The sequence below is a fragment of the Pseudomonas sp. GW-45 genome, from assembly GCF_056896675.1.
Window position 1 is genome coordinate 2059722 of the sequence record NZ_CM167674.1, and the last position, 25653, is coordinate 2085374.

17 protein-coding genes are annotated in these 25653 nt (G+C 56.0%); 7 read left to right on the top strand and 10 right to left on the bottom strand.

Annotated elements, in window-relative coordinates; genetic code table 11:
* Positions 1–224 precede the first annotated feature (224 nt).
* Entirely contained in the window at positions 225–446 is a 222-nt protein-coding gene (gene rmf, locus AC1XYH_RS09350) for a ribosome modulation factor (RefSeq protein WP_483322946.1), read from the top strand.
* 123 nt (positions 447–569) lie between these two features.
* On the opposite strand, the gene AC1XYH_RS09355 is transcribed toward rmf, so the two are convergent.
* From AC1XYH_RS09355 to AC1XYH_RS09365, 3 genes are all read right to left on the bottom strand, one after another.
* Positions 570–1598, bottom strand: coding sequence for a quinone-dependent dihydroorotate dehydrogenase (locus AC1XYH_RS09355; RefSeq protein ID WP_483322947.1), 1029 nt, complete (start codon positions 1596–1598; stop codon positions 570–572).
* Positions 1599–1675: 77 nt separating this feature from the next.
* Entirely contained in the window at positions 1676–1912 is a 237-nt protein-coding gene (locus AC1XYH_RS09360) for a DUF2835 domain-containing protein (protein ID WP_483322948.1), read from the bottom strand.
* Positions 1900–6771, bottom strand: coding sequence for an NAD-glutamate dehydrogenase (locus tag AC1XYH_RS09365; RefSeq protein WP_483322949.1), 4872 nt, complete (start codon positions 6769–6771; stop codon positions 1900–1902). The genes AC1XYH_RS09360 and AC1XYH_RS09365 overlap by 13 nt, the downstream gene beginning before the upstream one ends.
* 215 nt (positions 6772–6986) lie before the next feature.
* Between AC1XYH_RS09365 and AC1XYH_RS09370 the strand changes: the two genes are divergently transcribed.
* Genes AC1XYH_RS09370 through AC1XYH_RS09395 form a run of 6 tightly spaced genes read left to right on the top strand, consistent with a single transcriptional unit; the run spans position 6987 to position 13838 of the window.
* Positions 6987–7946, top strand: coding sequence for an AAA family ATPase (locus AC1XYH_RS09370; protein ID WP_483322950.1), 960 nt, complete (start codon positions 6987–6989; stop codon positions 7944–7946).
* Between the two features lie 3 nt (positions 7947–7949).
* The gene (locus tag AC1XYH_RS09375) at positions 7950–8897 is read left to right on the top strand and encodes a DUF58 domain-containing protein (RefSeq protein WP_483322951.1); all 948 of its coding nucleotides are present in this window, start codon (positions 7950–7952) and stop codon (positions 8895–8897) included.
* Positions 8894–9355 (top strand): DUF4381 family protein, encoded by a 462-nt coding sequence (locus AC1XYH_RS09380; protein WP_483322952.1) that lies wholly within the window; start codon positions 8894–8896, stop codon positions 9353–9355. Before AC1XYH_RS09375 ends, AC1XYH_RS09380 begins: the two co-directional genes overlap by 4 nt.
* Positions 9348–10343 carry a vWA domain-containing protein gene (locus AC1XYH_RS09385; protein WP_483322953.1) on the top strand — a complete coding sequence of 332 codons (996 nt, stop codon included), beginning with the start codon at positions 9348–9350 and terminating at the stop codon, positions 10341–10343. The genes AC1XYH_RS09380 and AC1XYH_RS09385 overlap by 8 nt, the downstream gene beginning before the upstream one ends.
* Positions 10333–12174, top strand: coding sequence for a VWA domain-containing protein (locus AC1XYH_RS09390; protein WP_483322954.1), 1842 nt, complete (start codon positions 10333–10335; stop codon positions 12172–12174). The genes AC1XYH_RS09385 and AC1XYH_RS09390 overlap by 11 nt, the downstream gene beginning before the upstream one ends.
* Positions 12171–13838 (top strand): BatD family protein, encoded by a 1668-nt coding sequence (locus AC1XYH_RS09395; protein WP_483322955.1) that lies wholly within the window; start codon positions 12171–12173, stop codon positions 13836–13838. The genes AC1XYH_RS09390 and AC1XYH_RS09395 overlap by 4 nt, the downstream gene beginning before the upstream one ends.
* Positions 13839–14237: 399 nt before the next feature.
* On the opposite strand, the gene AC1XYH_RS09400 is transcribed toward AC1XYH_RS09395, so the two are convergent.
* The 7 genes from AC1XYH_RS09400 to AC1XYH_RS09430 form a co-directional block, all read right to left on the bottom strand.
* Positions 14238–16589, bottom strand: a complete 2352-nt coding sequence (locus AC1XYH_RS09400) for an efflux RND transporter permease subunit (protein ID WP_483322956.1) — start codon at positions 16587–16589, stop codon at positions 14238–14240.
* Between the two features lie 20 nt (positions 16590–16609).
* The gene (locus AC1XYH_RS09405; RefSeq protein WP_483322957.1) at positions 16610–17740 is read right to left on the bottom strand and encodes a WD40/YVTN/BNR-like repeat-containing protein; all 1131 of its coding nucleotides are present in this window, start codon (positions 17738–17740) and stop codon (positions 16610–16612) included.
* Positions 17741–17970: 230 nt separating this feature from the next.
* On the bottom strand, positions 17971–20346 hold the full coding sequence (locus AC1XYH_RS09410; RefSeq protein WP_483322958.1) for an efflux RND transporter permease subunit: 2376 nt from the start codon (positions 20344–20346) through the stop codon (positions 17971–17973).
* A gap of 27 nt (positions 20347–20373) precedes the next feature.
* A complete protein-coding gene (locus AC1XYH_RS09415; RefSeq protein ID WP_483322959.1) occupies positions 20374–21495 on the bottom strand; it encodes a WD40/YVTN/BNR-like repeat-containing protein in 1122 nt (373 codons plus the stop codon).
* A gap of 270 nt (positions 21496–21765) precedes the next feature.
* Positions 21766–24420 (bottom strand): aminopeptidase N, encoded by a 2655-nt coding sequence (gene pepN / locus AC1XYH_RS09420; protein ID WP_483322960.1) that lies wholly within the window; start codon positions 24418–24420, stop codon positions 21766–21768.
* Positions 24421–24500: 80 nt separating this feature from the next.
* Positions 24501–25343 carry a DUF2797 domain-containing protein gene (locus AC1XYH_RS09425; protein WP_483322961.1) on the bottom strand — a complete coding sequence of 281 codons (843 nt, stop codon included), beginning with the start codon at positions 25341–25343 and terminating at the stop codon, positions 24501–24503.
* Positions 25343–25609: a YeaC family protein gene (locus AC1XYH_RS09430; RefSeq protein WP_483322962.1), complete on the bottom strand. Its 267-nt coding sequence runs from the start codon at positions 25607–25609 to the stop codon at positions 25343–25345. The genes AC1XYH_RS09425 and AC1XYH_RS09430 overlap by 1 nt, the downstream gene beginning before the upstream one ends.
* Between the last annotated feature and the right edge of the window lie 44 nt (positions 25610–25653).

Here is a 25653-nt window from a genome sequence, read left to right on the forward strand (position 1 = left end):
AACCAAGGCTAAATAATTGCCTTGGTATGCCAATTTGTTCTTTGGAGGAGGCACCTCCAATAAGGTACAACAGGGTATGACTTGATCAGCTATACGGATTCGGAAGCTAGCACTCTACTACATGTTAGCTGGCTTCCCTTCGGTGCAACCAGTCACTGGTTCGCACAACTTTCCTGAACGGCATTTGCCGTCTGGTATGTCATACCCAACGAGGACTCAACCCTATGAGAAGACTCAAGCGTGATCCGATGGAACGAGCATTTTTGCGCGGTTACCAGAATGGAGTACATGGCAAATCTCAAGACAGTTGCCCTTTCAATAGTACCAGTGCCAGCGTTAGACAGAATTGGATCAATGGTTGGCGTGAAGGTCGTGCAGACCATTGGGCTGGTTACACCGGTATCTCCGGTGTACACCGATTAAACGAGATGCATGCAGTAGGTTAAACACTAGCTTTACTATTTTTCCAAAGGCGCTCACCCAGAGCGTCGGGCCTCGCGAAGGCCCACCCGGCCCCCGCTTGCGGGGGCCGCCTATTTCCCCTTTGCATTTTTACCTAAGCACACATATCACGCTCCGCGCGGCAGGGTCGCTATCGCTTCTGCGCACTCACGTACCAGTGCCGGCCCGCGATAAATAAATCCACTGTATAACTGCACCAGGCTCGCGCCTGCGTCAATTTTGGCTGCCGCATCGGCACCACTGAAAATGCCGCCCACGCCAATAATCGGCATACGACCTTTCAGCTCTTCTGCCAGCAGGCGTACGATCTCAGTTGAAGCATCGGTCAATGGTGCACCGGAAAGGCCGCCCGCTTCATCGGCATAAGGTGAGTCCGCAACCGCACTACGATCCAGCGTAGTGTTAGTCGCAATCACTGCATCCATGCCTTCCTCCAATAGCGTTCCCGCTACCAACTGTACTTCTTCAGGCGCCATATCTGGCGCGATCTTGATAGCCAACGGCACGTAACGGCCTTGTTGCTGACTGAGCTCCAACTGGCAAGCTTTGATCTGCGCCAGCAGCTGTTTCAATGCATCCCCGTACTGCAAAGTACGCAGGCCAGGTGTATTCGGTGATGACAGGTTTACAGTGACATAGCTGGCCCTGCTGTAGACCTTGCGCAGGCAATAGAGGTAGTCGTCCACTGCGCTTTCTACTGGAGTGATCGCATTCTTACCAATGTTGATACCCAGAATACCTTGGTACTTAACCGCAGCCAGGCGCTCAAGCATGGCGTCCACACCGGCATTATTGAAACCAAAACGGTTGATGATCGCCTCGTGTTCCGGCAACCGAAACAGCCTAGGCTTGGGATTGCCGGGCTGCGGCCGAGGTGTAACCGTGCCTACTTCAATAGAGCCAAAGCCCAAAGCGGCCAAGCCGTCGACAGCGACTGCGTTCTTATCCAGACCCGCAGCCAAGCCAACCGGATTATCAAAGGTCAGCCCCATCACTTCAACAGGCTGAGCCGGCACCGGCCGCACCAGCTTGTCGGTCAGGCGCAGACGACCAGCAGCGCCAATTAGGTCCAACGCCAGATCGTGAGACGTCTCGGCGGGCAGTTTGAACATCAAAGAGCGGAGCAGGTCGTACATGAGAGAAGGGCCTGGGCTGTGAAATCAGGCTGCAGAGTATAAAGGGTTATGCCGCCGGATTCAGCAGCGCCGGCACCCTATCCGTGCGTTCCGCCAGTCAAGCGTTCCAACTTGAGTAACTTACCCTCATCCGTGAAGCTCAATAGAAAACTGCCGTGCACACCGCCATGGGTCAAAAACGGGCGTAAATGGTGCGCAGGGAGACTCACCCTGCGCCCATCACGGCTATACATCGAAACCCGCTCCGCGCGGCCCTGATACCAGGCCAAATAACGCTCTGCGGGTAATGCCAAATCGATGATCAGCTGCTGCATGGCTCTCCTTGTGCATTCAACCGCGCTGACTGAGCCATATCCAGCAATTCGCGCATAGCTACCGCTACCATTGGATAATCTCCTGCACCGGCGTTTTTCAATTCGGTCAACATTGCCTGCCAACGCTGCACCATCTGCTGATTCTGCGCCATCCAACTGTCGACTAACTCATCTACCGGCATCGATTCATCGGCACTCTGCAGCGCCGAGATAGTCATGGTGCGCGCCTGCCAATCGAGATCATCACGATAGCTTTCGCGGGCCAGCGCTTGCCAGTGGTTATCTACCACCAAGTTGGATACTTGCTGATTAAACCAAGGCAGCTGCAACTGACTACCCATCGCGAAGAACACCTGAGCTACTCGCTCTGGACTCTGGCCCGTGGCGTCTGCTGCTTCGACGATACCCAGTAGCGTATAGGCATGACCAGTACCTGCAACCACGCGCGCTATGCCTTCAGGCACGGCGTTGTCGGCATAGTGCTGATAACGCTCATCCCAAAGGCGCCTGATCTCGCCCCCCAAAAGCTGATCGAAGCGCTCAGACAGCGCCTGCACGCAAGGTGCAAAATGCGCCACTTCGCGCTCTGGGACCAACTCAGTACGACGATTGCGGATAAACCAGCGCGTGGCGCGACGGCCCAGCCGCATCAACTCCTCCATCAGCTCGAGCTGCACGTCAGCGGGGATCTGATAATCGAGCTTCTCTATGCCAGCAAAGTGCTCCTGCAGATGGAATACATCGCGGGCAACCACGTAGGCGCGGGCGATATCGCTTGGCGCGGCGCCAGTAGACTGCTCCAGACGACGTAAGAACGTGATGCCCATGTGGTTGACCAGGTTATTAGCCAACTGAGTGGAGACAATTTCACGACGCAAACGGTGATCGGACAGCGCCTGTTGATACTTCTTCAGCAGCACCGCAGGAAAGGCCGTTTCCAATTCAGCGGCAAGGTAGCTGTCCTCGGGTACATCCGAGGCGACCAAGGCTTCTTTCAAGTCTGCCTTGGAGTAGGAAATCAACACCGACAGCTCCGCCCGCGTCAGTCCCTTACCTCGCGCCTTGCGCTCGGCCATCTGCTCATCATCCGGGATAAATTCCAGCGCTCTATTGAGCTTGCCACTGTTTTCCATCGCGCTGATAAAACGCTGGTATTCACCCATGGTCTGACTGGCAAGGCGCTGGGCCAAGCTGATCGCCTGCGTCTGCTTGTAGTTATTACCCAGCACCAACTCGGAGACCGAATCGGTCATGCTCGCCAGCAGCTTATTGCGCTGTTTGGCGGTCATGTCTTGGCTGGCAACCACCTCGTTGAGCAGGATCTTGATGTTGACCTCGTGGTCGGAACAATCCACACCACCGGCGTTATCAATAAAATCAGTGTTAACCGCACCACCATTCAGGCAGAACTCGATCCGTCCGAGCTGCGTCATGCCGAGGTTACCGCCCTCACCCACTACTCGGCAGCGTAAATCACGACCATTAACGCGCAACGTATCGTTAGCCTTGTCGCCGACATCAGCATGGGTCTCGACGCTGCCCTTCACATAAGTACCAATGCCGCCGTTCCAGATCAGATCAACCGGGGCTTTTAGCAACTGATGAATCAGTTCGGTTGGCGTAAGCTTCTCCTCTTTGATATCAAAGAGTTCCCGCATCTGCGGCGTAAGTGATACTTGCTTCAAACTGCGGGCAAACAGGCCGCCCCCTTCAGAGATCAGACTGGCGTCATAATCTGCCCAGCTGGAACGGGGCAGATCAAATAGGCGCTGACGCTCGACGAAGCTGCTTTCGGTGTCCGGATTAGGGTCGATAAAAATGTGCTGATGGTTAAATGCGGCCACCAGTTTGAGCTGACGCGATAACAACATGCCGTTGCCGAATACGTCGCCAGCCATATCTCCCACACCAATCACTGTGATCGGATCGGTCTGCACATTCAGCCCCAGCTCGCGGAAATGCCGCTGTACCGAAACCCATGCACCCTTGGCGGTAATGCCCATTTTCTTGTGGTCGTAACCAGCTGAGCCGCCTGAAGCGAAAGCATCACCCAGCCAGAAGCCGTAACCTGCAGCAATACCATTGGCGATATCTGAAAAGGTCGCGGTGCCCTTGTCGGCGGCGACTACCAGATAGGTATCATCGGCATCATGGCGCACCACATTGACTGGCGGCACCACCTGCCCATCAACCAAGTTGTCGGTTAGATCAAGCAAGCCCTGGATGAACATTTTGTAGCAGGCAATTGCCTCCTGCTGCACTTCATCCCGCGTGCCGCCAACGGGTAGCCGGCGCGGCACGAAGCCACCCTTGGCACCCACTGGCACAATGACCGCGTTCTTCACTTGTTGGGCTTTTACCAAGCCCAGCACTTCAGTGCGGTAATCTTCCTCACGATCAGACCAGCGCAAGCCCCCGCGAGCGACTTTACCGCCGCGCAGGTGCACACCCTCGACCCGAGGTGAATAGACAAATATCTCGAACATCGGCCGTGGCAACGGCAGCTCTGGAATGAGCGAAGGATCAAACTTAAGGCTCAGATAATCCTTGGTCTGACCATCGGCATCTGGTTGATAGTAATTGGTGCGCAGAGTTGCCTTGATGAGATCCAGGTAGCGGCGCAGGATGCGATCTTCATTGAGTACCGCTACGTTATCCAGCGCATTCAGAATCGCCTGTTCCAGCTTTTGTTGCATGTCTTCCAGGTCAGCGGGTGAGAGCTTGCGTGCCAGATAAAAACGGGTCCGGAACAGTCGGACCAATTCGCGCGCGATGTCGGCATGCGCGACCAGAGTGTTGGCTATATAAGGCAGCTCGAAGCCAAGGCGAATCTGCTTGAGATAGCGCGCATAAGCGCGCAGTAGCGACACATCACGCCACGGCAGGCTGGCCAGTAGCACTAAACGATTGAAGGCATCATTTTCCGCATGCCCGGCCCAGATCGCGGTGAAGGCTTCGCGGAACAGATCATTGGCTTCTTGAATGTCCAGTCCGGCGTTAGCTGCAAAGGTAAACTCGAAGTCGTGAATCCAGAAGCTGGGGCCATTTTCCTGGGCAATATGGAAGGGAAACTCACCGAGCACACGCAACCCCAAATTCTCCAGAATCGGAATAACATCCGACAACGGCAACGGGTCACTTAGGTGATAGAGCTTACAGTGCAATATGCCTGGTTTTTGTTCGAGCGGTTGATAGAAGCTCATCGCCAAGGGCTGCTCCGCGCTCAAGCCCAGCATGGTCTGCAGGTCCACTACACCGGTGGCCGGTGGGAAACGATCGCTGTAACCCGCCGGGAAGCCTTCGCCCAAGTGCGCTAATACATCGGTCGCACGAGCCTCGCCCATACTTTCCAGCAAACGATCGCGAAATTCATCTTTCCAATTGCGGCAAGCGCGTACTACTTCCTGTTCTATTTTCACGGGGTCGATGTCCAGCGTTTTGGTGGGGTCAACCCGCATGATGAACTGGGTACGGGCCAGAATGGACTCAGAGAAATAAGTCCAGAATTCACTTTCACTCGCCTGCAAGCGCTCCATTAATACGGATTGAATGGTTAGCCGGATATCGGTGGAATAAACGTCGCGTGGCACGAAAGCCAGGCAGTAATAGAAACGACCGTAGTTGCCGGAACGCAGGAATACCCTGATCTGATTTCGTTCCTGCATTTGCACAATGCTGAGCGCGGTATCCGCCAGTTGCTCGACCGAGGTCTGGAACAAATCATCACGCGGCAACACCTGCAGCACTTGCTCTAGCTCCTTGGCCAAATGGCTGCGCGGAATGAAGCCGGAGACCTCACGCACGTGCGCCACCTTGCGACGCACATGCGGAATATTGTCGACCAAGTCTGAGTAAACCCGCGAGGTATACAGCCCCATGAAACGGTGCTCAAGTAACACCTTACCTTCGGCATCTACTTCGCGCAGGGAGACGTAATCTGGATAGGCCGGACGGTGTACACGGCTCAACTGCGAGGCCTTGGCAAAAGAAAGTAACAAGGGAGCCTGCAGATATTCGATTACCTCACCGGGCAATCCGGCCAGGCTCTCATCCCGCGGCTCCATCGACAGAGCACCTAAGCTTTTGCCTTCGATCAAGCCAAGACGCTGCTTCGGCAAGCCCTCGTTGACGGCAAAGCACTCGTAACCCAGAAAAGTAAAATGGTCGTCGAGCAACCATTCTAAAAAAGCGACGGTTTCAGCCCGTTCATCACTGGAGAAAAACTGCTTGCTGCGCTTCTTTAGATCACCGATCAGAGTCTCGACCTGACTCTGCATTGCCGGAAAATCACGCACGGTCACGCGCACGTTGCTCAAAGCGTCTTTCAAACCGTCTTGCAGAGTGCGTAGATCAGCAGTGGTGGTGCAGCGGTCTACCTCAATATACATAAGGGATTCGGCGCGCACTTCGTCACCTTGGCTGCCGGTTTTCAGCAACGCCTGCAGATTGCCCTGCTGATCGCGTTGAGTGGTCATAATGCTGTTTTGCAGCGTATGGATAGCATAACCCTGGCGAGTGAGCTCCATGCGCACCGAATCAACCAGAAACGGCAGATCCCGGTGCAACACTTCGACTACCGTGTGCGTGCTCTGCCAGCCATGCTGCTGGGTATCCGGGTTGAACACCCGCAGCTTTACCTCGCCACCCTCGAACTGCTGCAAAAAGCGCCAGCTTGATAACGTACAACCCAACAAATCATTATCTTGGCGGGCACTGAGCTCGTCCAGCGAGGCAATACCATAGAAGTAGCGACAGAATAAGCGGATAGCTTGTTGATCTTTTGTCTGCACAAGGGGCTGAAGCCTCTCCTGCAGTGTCTCAATAAAGCCCTGCTTGGTGCTGGCCATGATCAATGCCATGCTGCCTACCTCCTGATGTTGCGTCGTGGGTGTGGACTGCGAACCTGCATTCGGTCGATCCGCTCGCCCTTGTGGGGCATGAGCCGGCAGGCCTGAATTATTATTCTTTCAGACCCCGAACTTTTCTTCTCTCAGACATAGTCTAGACCAAAGGCATTTCGGTAAAGTGACGTACACTGACGCCGGCCCCAATCAACAGGACACTAAAAAAGCCAATGACTCACCGGGACTCACTGCTGCAGCTCAAGGCCTTCCTCGGCCAACACATCTTCGGACAGGAACATTTGATCGATCGCATGCTGATCAGCCTGCTGGCTGGCGGCCATGTGCTCGTCGAAGGTGCACCGGGGCTAGCCAAGACTAAGGCGATCAAAGCGCTGTCTGAGGGCATTGAAGCAGACTTTCATCGCATTCAGTTCACCCCTGATCTGTTGCCCGCCGACATCACCGGCACCGAGGTCTACCGACCGGAAACTGCCACCTTTAGTTTTCAGCAAGGCCCCATCTTCCATCATCTGGTGCTGGCAGACGAAATCAACCGTGCGCCTGCTAAAGTGCAATCGGCGCTCTTGGAGGCCATGGCAGAGCGGCAAGTCAGTGTTGGCCGTGAGACTTATCCACTGCCCGAGCTGTTCATGGTGATGGCAACGCAAAACCCGATTGAGCAGGAAGGCACTTATCCCCTGCCTGAGGCGCAACTTGATCGCTTTCTGATGCACGTGCGCATCGGCTTTCCCGATGCTGCTCTGGAGCGCCAGATACTTCAACTGGCGCGCGGTGAAGCACGCGGCGAAGAGCCCACTGACTCGCGCAAGATCAGTCAAGCCAGCATACTCGGCGCGCGACAGGAAGTGCTGGAGATGTTCATGGCCGACGCCGTAGAGGAGTACCTGATTCAACTGATCATGGCGACTCGTCGGCCCGAGCAGTACAACGCGCAGCTGGCCGAATGGTTAACCATGGGTGCCAGTCCACGCGGCACCATCGCTATGGACCGTTGCGCCCGCGCGCACGCATGGTTGGCCGGGCGTGATTTCGTCAGCCCCGAGGACGTGCAGGCAATAGTCCATGACGTGTTGCGTCACCGCATCATGCTCAGTTTTGAGGCAGAAGCCGCTGGCATTGATACCGATCAGGCCATCAACCTGTTGATCGACTCAGTTCCGGTGGTCTAAGCCATGGCCGCCGGTCTGGATCCTGCTATCTACACCAGCCTGGAAGCGCTGCTCGCAACCCGCCGCCATTGTCACGAGCTGCCGTTATTCAGTCGTCCGGTGCGCAGTGGTAGCCAAAGCGGCCAGCAGAGTTCGCGTCTGCGTGGGCGCGGTGTTGACTTTGATCAGGTACGCGCCTATCAGCCCGGTGATGATATCCGCAATATCGACTGGCGAGTCACCGCGCGTACCCAGAAGGTGCACACCAAAGTATTCAATGAAGAGCGCGAGCGGCCGGTTTTTGTGGTCGGCGAGCAGAGCCCGCGCTTATTTTTTGGCAGCCAGCGCTTCAAGTCAGTGTTGGCCGCAGAAACCAGCGCGCTGATTGCCTGGACCGCGCTATCGCATCACGACCGTGTGGGCGGCATGGTGTATAGCCCCGGTGTTTGCCATGAAGTCAGACCTAGACGCGACCGTAAAGCCCTGTTGCAGCTACTGCAGTTGCTGCTCAAAGCCAACCACGAACTGCAACCCGGCCAACAAGCGGCGCCGGAAGAAGAGAGCGAGCCGCTGAACCTGGCGTTGCGCCACAGCCGCGAGATCATCCGTCCCGGTAGCATTCTCTATATCATCTGTGATCACAGCGCGATCGATGGGCTGAACCAGAGTTTGCTGGTGCCGCTGGCGGGGCACAACGATTTGGTGTTGCTCCCCATATTCGACCCGCTGGACAGCAGCCTGCCACTTTTCGGCCCGCTGGACTTTGTTCAAGGCGATCAGCGGATAACCCTCAACACCCTGCAACCAGGCGTGCGAGAGGCTTACGCGGCGCAATTTCAGCAACAGCAACAGAACTGGCTACGCTTGGCCCGCCGCTTGCGCTGTAGCTTGATTCCACTAGATACGCGTTTCACCGCCCATGAACAACTACGCGACAACCTGACTGGCCACCCTAAAGGAGGCTCACGGTGAGCAGTCCTCTGCTGGATGCCCTTATTCAACCGGCACCGCCGCCACCGATTGCTTGGTGGCCGCCGGCGCCTGGTTGGATCGCGTTGGCGGTACTGCTTATGCTGTTGTTGATCGCCCTACCCCTGCTTTGGCTGTCATTGCGCCGTCGCCATCGGCGCCGCCTGAGAGCACAACGCATCATTTGGGAGGTGCCGGACCATCTGCCAGATCAGGTGTGGCTAGCAGCACTGAATACCCAGCTCAAGCGGCAGCTAAAAAGCCGTGGCGAACACGACGCGATCCGACTGTTCGGCCCGGCCTGGGTCAGCTACCTTTGTCAGGGCTATCCGCAGTCACGGCCCGATATTCTGCACCCATTGGGCGGTGGGCTGTATCAGCCGGGTAGCGACATGAGTTCTATCGAGCGCCTGGCACTGCAACGAGAGCTATTGCGTTGGGTTAGGCACAACCATGTTTGAACTGTATTGGCCTGCCGCCTTTTTACTGTTGCCGCTGCCTTGGCTGTTGCGCTGGCTGCTCCCTTCCGCTGCGCGGCCCGCCAGCGCTCTGCAGGTTAGTTTTTTACGCCGGCTAAGCCAGCTGGACGCCAGCACTTCCAGCCCTACAAGCGCAGGCGCACGCTGGCCGGTACTGCTGATCTGGCTCCTGTTGATCTGCGCCGTAGCTCGACCGCAGTTAATTGGAGCGCCGCTGGCACCCAGTGTCAGTGGGCGCGACATGATAGTCGCCGTCGACCTGTCTGCCAGTATGGAAATACGCGATATGCAGCTTGAAGAGCACGCGGTCGATCGGCTGACATTAGTAAAGCATTGGCTTGGTGCTTTTATTGAGCGCCGCCACGGCGATCGCCTGGGGCTTATTCTGTTCGGCAGCAAAGCGTATGTGCAGGCACCGCTAACTTACGATTTAGGCAGCGTTGCGCAGTGGTTGAATGAATCCTTCATAGGTCTTACAGGGCGAGACACCGCGATTGGCGATGCCATTGGCTTGGGCATTAAACGCCTGATTCAGCAACCCGACTCCAGCCGCGTCATGCTACTGATCACCGACGGCGCCAATACCGCCGGTGAGATCGCACCTATCCAGGCCGCGCAACTTGCCGCCGAACAGGGAATCCGTATTTTCACCATAGGCGTTGGCGCCGACAGCATGCAGCAGAGCGGATTGCAGGGCTTATTAAACGGCGACGTCGATCCCTCCATAGACCTCGACGAAACCACCCTACGCGAAGTGGCCGACATAACCGGGGGTAGCTATTTTCGTGCCCACGACAGTGCCAGCCTTGAGGCCATTTACGCGCAACTGGATGAACTGGAGCCCAGTTTACGCGCAGGTCGTCCAAGCCATGAGAACATCCCGCTGTACCCGTGGCCACTCGCTGCCGCTTGGTTAATCAGCATCGGCATGGCGCTGCAACAGGTAAGGAGGCAGCGCAATGTTAACTGAGCTGCCTGAGCTACTGCCTTTTAGCTTCATACGCCCTTGGTGGTTGCTGGCGTTGTTGCCCAATCTACTGCTGTGCTGGTATCTGTACCGCCACATGAAGAAGTATTCCGGCTGGGAAGCATTGTTGCCGGCCAACCTGCGTAAGGTGGCGTTGCAACAACGGACGGGGCGGCGTTATTCCGGTCGCTACCTGCTGTTAGCGCTATGTTGGACCTTGGCTTTGCTGGCGCTGTCCGGGCCTGCATGGGAATCCGATGACGGCATCGAGCGCAGTGATCAAGCGGCTCTGGTGGTGGTATTACAAGTGTCGCGCAGTATGCTTTCAACGGACTTGGCACCTAACCGACTGGAGCAGGCTCGCCGCAAGGTACAAGACCTCATGCGCGCCTTTCCAGAGCGGCGGGTTGCGCTGATTGCCTACGCTGGCAGTGCGCACGTAGTAGCCCCCCTCACCCGCGATCACAGTACCCTGCTCAACCTGCTAGGCGCTCTGCATCCGGATATCATGCCGGTACGCGGCCAACAGGCTGATCAGGCACTCGCGTTGGCCCACCAGATGCTGAGTGATCTACCGCCAGACAGCGCCCAGGTGCTGCTGTTAACCAACGGCCTGGATGAAAGCGAAGAAAAAATCGCAGACGCCACTGCAAAACAGATCGGCGAGCGGTTGCGTGTGCTCGGCATTGGCACCGCCGACGGCGCTCCGGTGCCGCTCGCCGAAGGCGGTTTCATGCGCGACGCACAGGGTCGTATTTTGCTACCACAGCTGGATGAAAGCGCCCTCAGCCACTTTGCTCGTCGCCACGGCGGCGAGTACGCCCATCTGACAATCGACGACAATGACATCCAATACCTTCTGGCCGATGCGCCGGCGGCGGGCCAGGTCGCGTTAACGCAGCAGCGCCAGTGGCTCGACCAGGGACATTGGCTGCTGTTGCTGCTGGTACCCATTGCCGCATTTGGCGCGCGCCGCGGATGGCTCGCGTTGCTACTCGTCGCACTTTGGTTGCCACCGCCGGCCTCTGCAATGAGCTGGCAAGATCTCTGGCAGCGACCCGACCAGCAGGCTGCTAAACTCATCACCGACGGCAAACCTGCAGCCGCCGCTGAGCGCTTTAGAAACCCAGAGTGGCGTGCCTGGTCACTGTTGCAGGCCGGAGACTACAGCGCAGCCAGCAGCGCCTACGGCGTACTGGCTACCGCAGAGCCGGAGAACGCGGAGTATCACTTCGCCCAAGGCACTGCGCTGGCGCTGGATGGTGACTATCCGAATGCACTGGATGCTTTTGAGCAGACGTTAATCCGTGCCCCAGAACACACCGCCGCACGACACAACCGGCAACGCGTAGAAGCCTATTTAGCCGAACTGGAGCAGCAAGCTGACCCAGATACACAGGCGCAGGCAGGCGAAGGCCCTGGCAGCAACGGTACTGACCAGCAGAGCGCTGAGGACAGCGCGCAAAACGATGAACAAAGCACCATGACAGACAGCGAGGCGGCCCAACCTGCGGGCGAGCAACCCGTGAGTCTCAGCCCTGGCGCCAACGGCAATCAAGACAGCAGCGCAGCTACCGACGGTGCCGAGGACGTCACGCTCGACGGCAACCTGATTGAGCAAATACCCAGCGCTGCCGAAGAGGAAGAAAACCTGCTAGACAGCACACCTGGCGATGGCGGCGGTAGCGCATCTTCGCTCACCAAAGGCTACAATGCCGAGCAACAACAAGCGCTGCAGCAATGGCTGCGCGACATACCCGATAACCCGTCCGAACTGCTGCGCCGCAAGTTCCTCTATCAACACCTGCAACAACCCGATGGAAGACCCAGATGATGCGATTGCTGTTGACACTTTGCCTGCTGATGCTAACCGGCCTTTGCCAGGCGGCGATGCAGGCCAGTGTTGACCGCACCCAGTTGGTAGAAGGCGATCTCCTTGAACTAACGATAGAGAGCAACGCCGGGAGCAAGTATGGTCCGCCCGATCTCACACCTTTGCATGAACACTTTAACGTCACCCAGAGCCATCAGCTTAGCCTGCTGAGCGAATTGGAAGGCCGCAAGCAATGGGTCAACCGATGGGTGATCGGGTTGCAGCCAAAACGCACAGGTTTCGTCGTCATACCGCCACTTTTTCTTGGCCCTGACAGCAGCGACCCAATTACGCTGCGGGTGCTCACCGAGGCACAAGCAGACGATGACGAAGCCGGCAAACTAGCCCCCATTTTCATCGACAGCGAAGTGGATACCGAGACACCTTACGTGCAGGCTCAGGTGTTACTGACCCTGCGTGTTTATCACTCCGTTTCCCTGTATGACGACTCCGATCTCAGCGGACTGGACATACCCAATGCCAAAATTGAGCGGCTAGGCGCCCCCCGCAACTATGAACGTACTATCAACGGCGTGCTGCACGGGGTGATTGAGGTGCGTTATGCCATCTTCCCGCAAAAGAGCGGAACCCTGGATATCCCCTCACAGCTGTTCAGCGCCACGGTACAGTTGCCGCGCAACCCAACAGATCCAAATAGCCCACACACCGCACGCATGGTCCAACTGCGCTCACCCAGCATGCAACTTGATGTTAAGCCCATCCCTGAAAGCTACCCCGCAAATGCGCTCTGGTTACCCGCTAAACAGGTGCGGCTGAGTCAGAACTGGCAACCAGACCCTGACCAGGACCTATTGCGCGGTGAGCCCTTGACCCGCACGCTATCCATTCAAGCTGACGGCCTGACCGCGAGCCAACTGCCCGAACTGGGTCGGCTTTCCGATGAGCAGTCCGAAGACCTCCGTCAGTACAACGACCAGCCACAGCTGGAAAACCAACTATCGGCTAACGGTATTCTTGGTTTGCGTCAGGAAAGCGCTGCGTTGGTAGCGCGCAGCACCGGCCAACTTGCGGTGCCAGAAGTCAGCGTGCCCTGGTGGAATATAAGTACCGACAAGCTCGAGAAAGCCAGCTTGCCGGCCGTCAGTCTGAACATACTCAACAATCAGAACGTCGGCCCCAGCACGCCGGCCAGCGAGCGTAACCGCAACGTAGAGCCCGTGGCGCTGCTGTGGCCCTGGCAGCTGGCCTGCGCCCTACTGCTGGCCGCGCTAGCTGCTTGTATCTATCGCCTACGCCAACTACGCAAGCAATTGCGTAGCCTGGATGAGCTGCACGAAGACACCGAACACCTGGATGCCGATGTCGCCGGCAACCCCTTAGCCGACCTCCAAGTAGCCTGCCGCCAGAACCAGCCAGCTGATGCGCGCAAAGCACTAGAGCATTGGACCAAGCAGCAAGAAAGTGACCTCATCGCACTCAGCCAGCAATACCCTGTGCTAGCCGATGCCCTTGATGATTTGAATACCTGCCTGTTCGGCCAGAACGACAGCTCCTGGCGCGGTAAGCCCCTGTGGCGTGCGGTGCGGCAAGTCACCCAGTCGCGTCAGCGGGAAGCGGCTGAGGCGACTGATGGAGGGATGCAGCCGTTGTATCCGGATGTTTGAGCGCGCGGCTGATGGAATATTTTCCTTTGCCGGAACTGGTTTACATAAATGTCGCAAGTGGATGCATCTGACCAGTTATATCGCCAGATTATCTGTTTAGCTGATTTTTGCTTTTCGCCTTTAGGCGAGCCAAGAGGGGCCGCTTGCCCGGCCCCCTTAGCGATCCCCCGGGGCACCCAGCTGCGCGGCCCTGCGGGTTCGCTGCGTTGCTCGATCTGCCGGGGATGCTCGCAAACTCGCTTCGCTCAGGCACCGCGAGCACCTTTTTCCCGAAAGCCCTGCGCTACTCGCCCGCTCAGATGGGATTTGATGGTCCGTGCAGCGGCATATTAAGCAGCCTGCATAAGCAATCCACCAAAAAGGCGCCCGGAGGCGCCTTTTTGGTGTTCAGTTGCAGTCTTACTTGCGCAACTTATCCGGACGAATCAGGAAGCGAGCCAGTGCTGGCAGCAACCAGAGTGCGCCGAACATATTCCAGAGGAACATGAAGGTCAGCAAGATACCCATGTCGGCCTGGAACTTGATGGCCGAGAAGATCCAGGTGGCCACACCAATGGCCAGAGTGAAACCGGTGAAGGTCACCGCCTTACCCGTGGTCTTCAGCGTTTCGTAGTAGGCCTCCTGCAGCGGCAAACCCTGACGCAGATAGCTTTCCAGTCGGCTATAGATATAGATACCGTAATCCACCCCGATACCAACACCCAAAGCAATCACCGGCAGGGTTGCCACCTTCACGCCAATACCCAGGAACGCCATCAACGCGTTGGCCAGTACCGAAGTCAGAGCCAGCGGAATGATGATACACAGCACCGCGCGGATCGAGCGGAAGGTCACCAGACACATGAAGATCACTACCGCGTACACGGTGAGCAGCATCTTGGTTTGCGAAGCCTCGATTACCACGTTGGTAGCAGCTTCGATACCAGCGTTACCTGCTGCCAGCTTGAACTCCATCGTATCGGTGTTGTACTCAGCAGCAAACTCCTCCACCGCAGAGGTAGCGCGGGTGAGCGTGGCTGCCTTGTGGTCGTCGAGGAAGATCATCACCGGAGCCAACGAGCAGGCGGCGTTGAACATACCTGAAGGTGCGCGGCTGATGGCGTTGTTCAGATTGTCCTGGTTACGCGACAGACCCTGCCATTTCAGGTTGCCCTCGTTGTTACCCATGATCACCTGCTTGGCTACCGTCACCAGCGATACCGCTGACTGCACGCCATCCAGGTTGTTCATCTTCCATTCCAGGTCGTCAATGGCTTCCATCGTCGAATGCGCAGAACACATTTCATCCGGCGTTTTGACCATGACCACCAAAATGTCCGAACTGGTCGAGTAGTTGTCGATAATGAACTTGTTGTCCAAGTTATAGCGCGAGTCAGCACGCAACTCCGGCGCACCTGGATCAAGGTCACCGATGGCCACGTTTTTGCCGTGGTAGATACCGAAAGCGAACGCCAGTATGGCCAGTAAAACCGAAATGGGAGCAACTGACGGATGCGCAAACTTCGCGACTGCCAACCAGAGTTTCTGTGGCCGTGAAGCACGATCGCGATTGCGCTCAACCGCGCTTTTGCTAAGACCGATGTAGGACATCAGAATTGGCAGCAACATCAGGTTGGTGAGAATAATCACACCGACACCGATGGAAGCAGCGATACCCAGTTCGCGAATCACCTCAATTTCAATCAGCAGCAGCGTTACAAAGCCCACCGCGTCCGAAATCAGCGCAACTATGCCTGGAATGTACAAAGACCGGAACGCGCGGCGCGCCGCATCGTAACTGCCCTGCGAGGTCGGATACTCAATAGCCATGCCATTGATGATTTGCACACCGTGGGAAATACCGATGGCGAACACCAGAAACGGCACCAGAATTGAGTAAGGATCAAGCCCAAAACCCAAGGTGCGCAACAAACCCAACTGCCAAACCACCGCGATAACCGAGCAGGCCAACGTGGTCAGCGAGCTCTTGATACAACGGGTGAACATCATCAACAGCACAAAGGTGATCAACAGCGCAGCGCCGAAGAACATAACAACTTTGATGATGCCTTCAATCAAGTCGCCGACCTTTTTGGCGAAACCAACGATATGCACCTTGATGTTGGGATTTTCTGCCTCGAAGTGCTGACGTATCTTCTCTTCCAACTGCCGCGAGAAGTCACCGTAGTCGAGCTGAATCAGCTCGCTTTGGTTATCCGGGTTGGGATAAGCCTCCTGCAGCGGCACATCAATGATGGTTGACTTGAAGTTATTGCCTACCAAGCGACCAATTTCACCGGATTTAAGTACGTTGGCACGCAGCTCGTCCAAATCCTCTTCGCTGGAATAGGACGGCCGATTGGCTACCGGGCCACCGTCGAAACCGTACTCGGTCACTTCGGTCCAGCGCACATTAGGGGTCCACAGCGAGCGCAGATTGGAACGGTCTACGCCCGGCAGGAAAAACACTTCATCATTAATGCGCTTGAGCATATCCATATACTCGGCAGAAAAGATGTCACCATCTTCGATCTCAACCGCAATACGGATAGAGTTGCCGAGGTTTGGCAGGTCGTTCTCATGCTCGATCATGTTAACGACATAGGGATGCTTGAGAGGAATCATCTTCTCGAAGCTGGTATCGGGCTTGACCTGCGCTGCCTGATATCCGAAAAACGCGGTGAGTAACGCAAAGATCAGCAGTACTGCAATCCGATTATTGAAAATCAGCCGCTCCACGAAGGGTGCGGTCTCCTGATGGTGCTTTGACATCCAGATTCTCCGGCGAAAATTTATTGTTGTTCGTCTTTAAGGCCATTGGCCGAGGCCCTGACTACACCGTGCTGTCCAACCAGCAACAGCTGGCCATCGGGTAGACGTTTGGCGGTTGCTAGTGCTACCCGATCTGCACGGGTATGTGCCTCGAAGGTCTTGCCGTGATCATCGCTGGTGAGCACCACGCCGCCAGCGCCTACCACTGCTAGCTTGCCATCGGCAGAGAGGTTACCGCCCAACAAGGTGGCTCTCGGGGCGCGATTGCTGAACTCCACTGGCTGCCAGGTATAGCCAAAGTTTTCTGAGCGAAAGAGATTGCCGCGCAAGCCCCAAACCAACAGTTGACCCGTCTGCCCCGTGCCTGAAATACCGAACCAGGTTCCGTCATAGGGGGAATTGTCGAGGGTTTCCCAGGTGTCACCGTAATCGGAAGAGCGATACATACTGCCCATCTCACCGACCATAAACAGGCCAGCATTGTGGATCGGGGCAATAGCGTTGTAGTGCATACCGTACTCGTTATCGACGCTGTCGCTGCGATCCTCCCAGTTGGCCCCGCCATCATCTGTGCGCAGGAAAATACCGTATGCGCCCACGGCAAAGCCGGTCTGCGCATCGCGGAACCAAACATCCATCAACGGACGCTCCAACAGGCCTGGCCCTTCGGGATCAACCGGCTTATCAAGTGCCGGATCGCGGTATTGCAGCTCCCAACTCTGACCTGCATCGCTGCTGTGCAGAATCATCGAATCGTGACCTACTGCCCAGCCGTTCTCAGCATCCACGAAGTACACCGCCGTAAGCACCTGCCGCACCGGCACCTCTGCCTGAGTCCAGTTCTCGCCCTGGTCATCCGAATACACGATATGCCCATGGCTGCCTACGGCTACCAGACGCTCACCTGCAGTGACCACATCAAGCAGCAATACCTGGCTGGCGAGGTCAGACATGATTGCGGGCTTGGGTGCCTCAGCGATTGGTTGTGCGTCCTGAGCCATAACGGCGCCTGCCGGTGCCAATAGCACAGCAGCCAAGCCAAAAGCACGCAGCGCTGGCCGGCCAATAAAATGCTTGCGGAGTTTCAGATCTGAAATCGGGCAAACTGCCTGGACTGTAGATTGAGTGCGCCCCTCGATGCGCTCACGCATACGCCATTCCCCTTATTATTGTCAGAAGCCGCCAACTAGACGGAATCAACCATACTAACGAGGACAGACCCCGCTCGCCAACGGGTCGCGGTTATCTTTTGTTAATCAGCAAACTGATAACAGTTCGACGAATTTACCCGCAATATCAAGTAACAGTTCATTTCACAGCGAGTTCTACGCGCATAAAAAACCCGCCAATCGCGGCGGGTTTTTTTACTGCAAGCAGACTATCAGTGACTCATCTTGCTGCCTTTAGACTTGCGAACCTTTTCAGGATTGATCAGGAAGCGCGCCAGAGCCGGCAGCAACAGCATGGCACCCAACATGTTGACCAGGAACATGAAGGTCAACATCAGACCCATATCCGCCTGGAACTTGATGGCGGAGAATATCCAGGTTGCCACACCGATGGCCAAACACAGACCAGTGAAGAGTACTGCCTTACCGGTAGAGCGCAGGGTTTCATAGTAGGCTTCCTGCAGCGGCATACCCGCGCGCAAGAAACTCTCAAGGCGACTGTAGATATAAATACCGTAGTCGACACCCACACCTACACCAAGGGCAATTACCGGCAGCGTTGCCACCTTCATACCAATCCCCAGGAAGGCCATCAGCGCGTTACCCATCACCGAGGTCAGAACCAGCGGCAGTAAGATACAGATGGTCGCCGGGAATGAGCGAAAGGTCATCATGCACATGACGCCAACCCAGATGTACACCATCGACAGAATCAGCAGCTCGGAGCTGGAGATAACATCGTTGGTCGCCGCTTCAATACCGGCATTACCTGCCGCCAGCTTGAATTCGAGCTCATCAGTGTTGTACTCGGCAGCGAATTCCTTAACCGCATCGGTAGCGCGGGTCAGGGTGTCAGCCTTGTGGTCATCCAGGAAGATCATCACCGGCGCCAGTGAGCAAGCAGCGTTGAACATACCGGACGGTGCACGGCTGATCGCGTTGTTCAGGTTATCCTGATTGCGCGACAGACCCTGCCATTTCAGATTGCCCTCGTTGTTACCCATCAGCACTTGTTTCGCCACGGTTACCAGCGAAACGGCAGACTGCACGCCTTCAAGGTTGTTCATCTTCCACTGCAGCTGGTCGATGGCTTCCATGGTTTCGTAGGCAGAGCACTTCTCTGCTGGCGTGCTGACCATAACAACCAGAATGTCCGAGCTGGTCGAATAGTTCTGAATGATGAAGTCATTGTCCAGGTTATAGCGTGAATCAGGCCGCAACTCGGGGGCGCCGGCATCCAGGTCACCGACCTTGATGTTGTGCTCCTGATAGAAGAAGCAGGCCACACCACCAACCAGAGCAACAATCACAATCCACGGCGCGACGCTAGGATGTGCCACGTTGGAGAGGGCACGCCAGAATGAGTGCTCGCGTACCGCATCACGCTTGCTGCGCTCAATTGCCTTCTTGCTGATACCCAGATAGGAGATGGTTACCGGCAGCATGATCAGGTTGGTGAACACGATAACCGCCACACCGATGGAAGCACCAATGGCCAGTTCGTGAATCACGCCGATATCCATAACCAGCAGCGTGATGAAGCCCACCGCATCCGCCAGAATCGCGATCATACCGGGCAGGAATAGCTGGCGGAATGTGCGACGCGCCGCGGTCAGGGCGTTATCAGCTTCGCCTGACTGCAAGGCAATACCGTTGATCTTTTGCACCCCGTGGGAAATACCGATGGCAAAGATCAAGAACGGCACCAGCATCGAATACGGATCCAGACCGAAGCCGACCAGATTGATCAGACCCAACTGCCAGATCACCGCGATAACCGTGGTAACCAGTACCGATACCGTGCTGCGAATACACCAGGTAAAGAGGTACAGCAACACGAAGGTAATAAGGAACGCGATACCGAAGAAGGCCACTACCCCCATCAGACCATCGATCAGGTCACCAACTTTCTTGGCGAAACCAACGATATGGATCTTGATATTGGGGTTGTCAGCCTGGAAGCGATCACGAATCTTCTCTTCCAGCTGATGCGAAAACTCCTTGTAATCCAATCGCAGCAGCTCGCTCTGATTCTCGGGGTTCGGGTAGAACTCCTGCAGCGGCACTTCGATGATGCTGGACTTGAAGTTGTTGCCAACCAAACGACCAATTTCGCCGGACTTGAGCACGTTGCCGCGCAATTCGTCCAGATCTTCTTCATTGGTGTAAGACGGGTGATTGGTTACCGGACCACCGTCAAAACCGTACTCGGTCACCTCGGTCCAGCGGACGTTTGGCGTCCACAGGGAGCGAAGATTGGAGCGGTCTACACCCGGCAGGAAGAACACCTCATCGTTAATCTGCTTGAGGGTTTCCATGTACTCGGTAGAGAAAATGTCGCCATCTTCAATCGCCACCGCAATACGGATGGAGTTACCGAGGTTGGCCAGATCGTTCTGGTGCTCGAGCATGTTGACGATATAAGGGTGTTCCAGCGGAATCATCTTGCCGAAACTGGTATCAGGGCGAACCTGCAGCGCCTGATAGCCGAGAAATACAGTAATAATAGAGAACAACAATACAACTATCAGGCGGTTGTTAAAGACCAACCGTTCCATGAAAGTTGCGTTTTCCTGGTCGCTGGACATCCAGACTCTCCTCGCTTGTAATTATTATCAGTTAACTTTGAGGCCGCTGGCGGCAGCAATAGAAACGCCGTTCTGGCCTACAAGCAAGATCTGACCGTTTTTCAGCACCTTGGCAGACGCGAGGGCAACACGATCAGGACGAGTGGAGACGTTGAAGGTTTTGCCACCATCATGGCTAATGACCACCACGCCGCCGGCCCCCACTACAGCCAACTCGCCAGCCTCGGAGACGCTGCCACCCAGCAGTGTTGCGCCGAGTTTGTTGTTGCTCTGGGTTTTCAGGGCTACCTGCTGCCAGCTGTCACCAAAATCGGTTGAACGGTACATGTTGCCACGCAGGCCCCAGACCAGAACAAGATTCTCCTGATTGGTGCCAGAGACACCGAACCAAGAGCCGTCATAGGGCATGTCGGTCAGAGTCTCCCAAGTGTCGCCGTAGTCAACAGAGCGGTACATCGTGCCCATCTCGCCAACTAGAAACAGACCAGCGCCCTTTATCTCTGCGATCGAGTTGTAGTGAAAACCATCCGGGTTATCAACCACATCACTGACGTCTTGCCAGTTCTCGCCACCATCATCGGTACGCAAGAAAATACCATAGGCTCCGACGGCAAAACCGGTTTTGGCGTCACGGAACCAGACATCCATCAGCGGCCGCTCAAGCAAGCTGGGGCCTTCTGGGTCCAAGGCTTCGTCCAATTCTGGATCACGATACTGCATCGCCCAGGTGGCGCCGCCATCGGTGGTGTGCAGGATTAGTGAATCGTGTCCTACCGCCCAGCCGTTTTTGTCGTCCGCAAAGTAAACGGCGGTCAGCAGCTGACGTACCGGCACAGCAGCTTGTTTCCAGCTGCTGCCTTGGTCGTCGGAATACACGATATGGCCGCGACTACCCACAGCGACCAATCGCTCGCCGGCCTGGGCCGCATCGAGCAGCAGATCGGAAGCGGAAAGCTCAGATTCAACTGCGGGTTTAATATCCTCAGCCGCCTCGGCCAGGCTGACGCCAGGCATAGCAAAGCCCGCAACGGCAGCAGAAAGCGCTAACGTCGAGAGTACTGAACGAATAGGAAAATTTTGCTTGCTGGTCGTTTGAAACGCGTTCGCACGAACCATGAATGGAGCGCGCCAATTAATAGGCTTACGCATACACCACCCCTCTTTGTTTTTATAAGGTGCCCTGCTCCGCAAGGGAACGATGAACAGATGTCGCCATGCTTGGAGAACTGAAAGACAAGCGTCAAATCAGCTATCGCTCCAGCGGACAAGGCATATTAGAGGCCTACTACACACTGCACAAATACCTCTTGGTAATTTTTTATTAAAATATCGGCCTTGCGCATACGAAGTAACTCATTTATTAGGTCTTAACTCAAGCCCTCCGGGCCTATCCGGAGAGCATGTTGCCAGCATTATCGATCAAACCATCGACTTACTCACCACTTCGTAAACGTCCGGAGACAGTTTTTCGGTTGCCATTATGCGGGCCAGCTCTTGTTGCATCAGCTGCTGACGATCCTCGGCGAACTTGCGCCAGCGGCTGAGTGGGGTAACCAACCGAGCGGCGATTTGCGGGTTGAGGCTATTCAGTTCAATGATGCGATCGGCAAGGAAACGATAACCCGCGCCGTCAGCACGGTGGAAGTTGACCAGGTTCTGGTTAGCGAAGGCGCCAATTAGGGCACGCACCTTGTTCGGATTACGCAGGGTGAATAATGGGTGTTGCATCAGCGCTTCTACGCGCTCCAGCCCGCCGGGCAAGGTGCTGCCGGCCTGAATGCTGAACCACTGATCCATTACCAACGGATAAGCTGCCCAACGCTCGGCGAAACGCTCCAACGCCGCTTCGCGCTGTTGCGCGAAAGGCGAGTTAACCAAGGCGACCAAGGCGGCCTGCCGGTCAGTCATGTTATTGGCCTCAACAAACTGCCGTACGCAGAGATGCATGACCGCTTGGTCTTCAGTCAACATCAAGTAACTCAGCAGCGTATTCTTCAGGCTGCGCGTCGCCATAGACGCAGCATCCGCGCTGTAGTGCTCAGCCGCCGGCAAACTATCAAAGCGTTGCTGCAGTTCGCTTTTGAGCGTGCGTGCCAACTCGCCGCGCAACCACTCGCGGGCGAAGTGAATCGCCTCCACATGGGCGGTATCGGCCAACTCAACCAAATAGGCCTCGGACGGCAAGCGGATTAGCTCTGCGACCATGGCTGCGTCCAGCGCAGTATCCGCCAGCACAGTCCGATAAACCTCAGCCAAACGCTGATCCAAATGCAGCGGTCGACCCGCGCGATGAATTTCTACCAAGCCGTGCAGTACATCCACCGCCAGCCCCTGCGCCGCTTCCCAACGATTGAAGCCGTCTGGGTCGTGCTTGGCCAAAAACACTCGATCGTCCCGGCTATAGGGGTAATTGAGTTTGACCGGTGCTGAGAAGCCGCGCAGCAACGACGGCATGGGTTGCTGTTCGATATTGCTAAAGACGAACTCCTGCTCAGCTTCAGTTATCGACAGCACAGCCTCATTACCCAAGCTCTCGGACTCACCTTTCAGCTGTAGCGCCAACTCTTTGCCCGCTCCATCTAGCAACGCCATACGTACCGGAATCACCTGAGGCAGCTTTTCGCTCTGCCCCGGTGTTGCGGGGCAATACTGTCGGAAGCCAAGGTGATATTCGCGCTTAGCCGCATCGTAGTGACTAGCCACGTCCAACCGTGGCGTGCCGGCTTGGCTGTACCAGCGTTTGAACTGGCTGAAGTCTGCGCCGTTGGCATCTTCCAGCGCTTGTATAAAGTCATCGCAGGTCACTGCCTGACCATCATGACGCTCAAAATACAGGTCGGTCCCCTTACGGAAGCCGTCCTCACCCAGCAAGGTATGCAGCATGCGCACTACTTCTGAGCCCTTTTCATACACTGTCAGTGTGTAGAAGTTAGCGATTTCAATAAAGGAATCAGGGCGTACCGGATGTGCCATCGGGCCAGCGTCTTCGGCAAACTGGTTAGCCCGCAAAAAGGTCACGTCTTCGATGCGTTTGACCGTACGTGAGTTCATGTCTGACGAAAACTCGGAGTCACGGAACACGGTAAATCCTTCCTTCAGCGATAGCTGAAACCAGTCACGGCAAGTCACCCGATTGCCTGACCAGTTGTGAAAGTATTCGTGCGCCACTACCGCCTCAACCCGCTGGAAAGCCAGGTCAGTCGCCGTATCCTGCTGCGCCAACACACAGCTGGAGTTGAAGATGTTCAGGCCTTTGTTTTCCATCGCGCCCATGTTGAAGTCGTTCACAGCGACGATCATAAAGATATCCAGGTCATATTCACGACCGTAGGTTTCCTCATCCCAGCGCATAGAGCGTTTCAGGCTGTCCATGGCGTGATCACACTGTTCACGGTTTTCCGCCTCGACGTAAATACGCAGATCGATCTCGCGGCCACTCATGGTCACGAAACTGTCCTGCAGCAGGCACAAATCACCGGCGACCAAAGCAAACAAGTAGGCCGGCTTACGGAAAGGGTCTTCCCAGCTGATCCAGTGGCGACCGCCCTCGTGCTCACCCGAGGCAATCGGGTTGCCGTTGGACAGCAACACAGGGTAGTTGCCGCGATCAGCGACCACCGTGGTGGTGAATCGGCTCATGACGTCCGGGCGGTCGAGGTAGTAAGTGATTTTGCGGAAGCCTTCGGCTTCGCACTGGGTACAGAACATCCCCCCGGATTTGTAGAGTCCCTCTAGCGCAGTATTGTTTTGCGGCTCGATGCGAGTGGTGATAGAGAGTTCAAAACTGGCGGCCTGCGGATGCAGCGTCAGGCTATCGTCATCGACCTGATAGTCCGCCGCGGCAAGCGGCTGATCGTCGAGTTCGACTTTTACCAGCTCAAGCAACTGGCCATCCAGCACCAAGGGTGGCTGGCTGCTGGCTGCTGGCTTGTCGGCATTCAGGCGCATACTCAGACGGCTATGCACCAATGCGTGATCTTCGAACAGTTCAAAGGTCAGCTGGGTCTCGTCAATCCAGTAGTCAGGCTGCTGGTAATCCTTCAGATAAATCGTTTTGGGTTGTTCGGTACGCATGAAGTGCCCCATTCCGGCACTGGCCGGCAAGTGAGAGTCCCGCCCACCGCGCGATACGCGGTGACCTTGAAGTAGCGCTTTCAGCTAGCGCTGAATGCCAGCTGATAAGCAGTGTATTTGCGAATATTGATAACCGCCGTGTCGAGCAAAAGATATTGACCTTTAATGCCCATAAGCGTGCCTTCGAGCAGCGGCACCTTATCCAGATTGGCAGATTGCGGTTTAGCCACATATTGTTCAACCGGATAACGAATCTGCAGCGGCTCAACGCCCGTTATCGGTTGAATCGCCTGGAGGCCGAATTGCTTCTGCAGTGCTTCGATGCCATCGCGGGCCAGATCCAACAACCGTTCGCGCTCCGCGAGCATATCCAAGGGTTCTGGCTCGCCGCGCAGCAAAGCGCGCCAGTTGGTTTTGTCCGCCACATGCTGACGCAGCAAATCTTCAACCAACCCCGATTGCTGTCGGGTCGCCACACGTAAAATCGGCAGCGCCTGGCTTGCACCCTGATCAATCCAGCGAGTGGGGATTTGACTGGCACGGGTGATGCCAACTTTAAGACCTGATGAATTCGCCAGGTAGACCACATGATCGGTCATGCAGAACTGCTCGCCCCAGGCCGGATCTCGACACGTACCCAAATGATAATGGCAACGCTCCGGACTCATGATGCAGAGATCGCACTGGGGCAACTTGGTGAAGCAAGGATAACAATAACCTTGGCTGAAGCTTTTTTTGGTCTTGCGGCCGCAGTGTACGCAGTTGATCAAACCCATCGCTTGCAAGCGTATCTGTTTGCCGATGAGCGTATTTAAATCGATACGCTGATCGCCCAGCGGTAACTGATAAGCAACCGTGGAGGCCGCGCCCGAGATATCAACCAGCATTTTGCGCGCACTGCCCTGCGTTTCTACCAATGACATCAGTGTAAGGTTTCCGAGCCGGTGGAAAACAGGATATTAGGGACGTCCTTCTCTGCCGACTTACAGGCCTGCGGCCCCATGTAGCCCGTACGCTGCTCTTCCGGCAGATTGTCCCGCTCCCAGGCAATCATGGCTTGCAGGCAAAGCTCTTTCTGCTCTTGGGTCAATTTTCGACCATCGGACCATTTACCGATCTCGACGGCGAGCTTGAGAGCCGCGTACACATCCGGGTTGATATTACGCAGCATGTCGATGAAAGAGGTCATCAGGACTCCGGCTTAGAGTAGAGTGAGGAAATGGGCGTCATTGT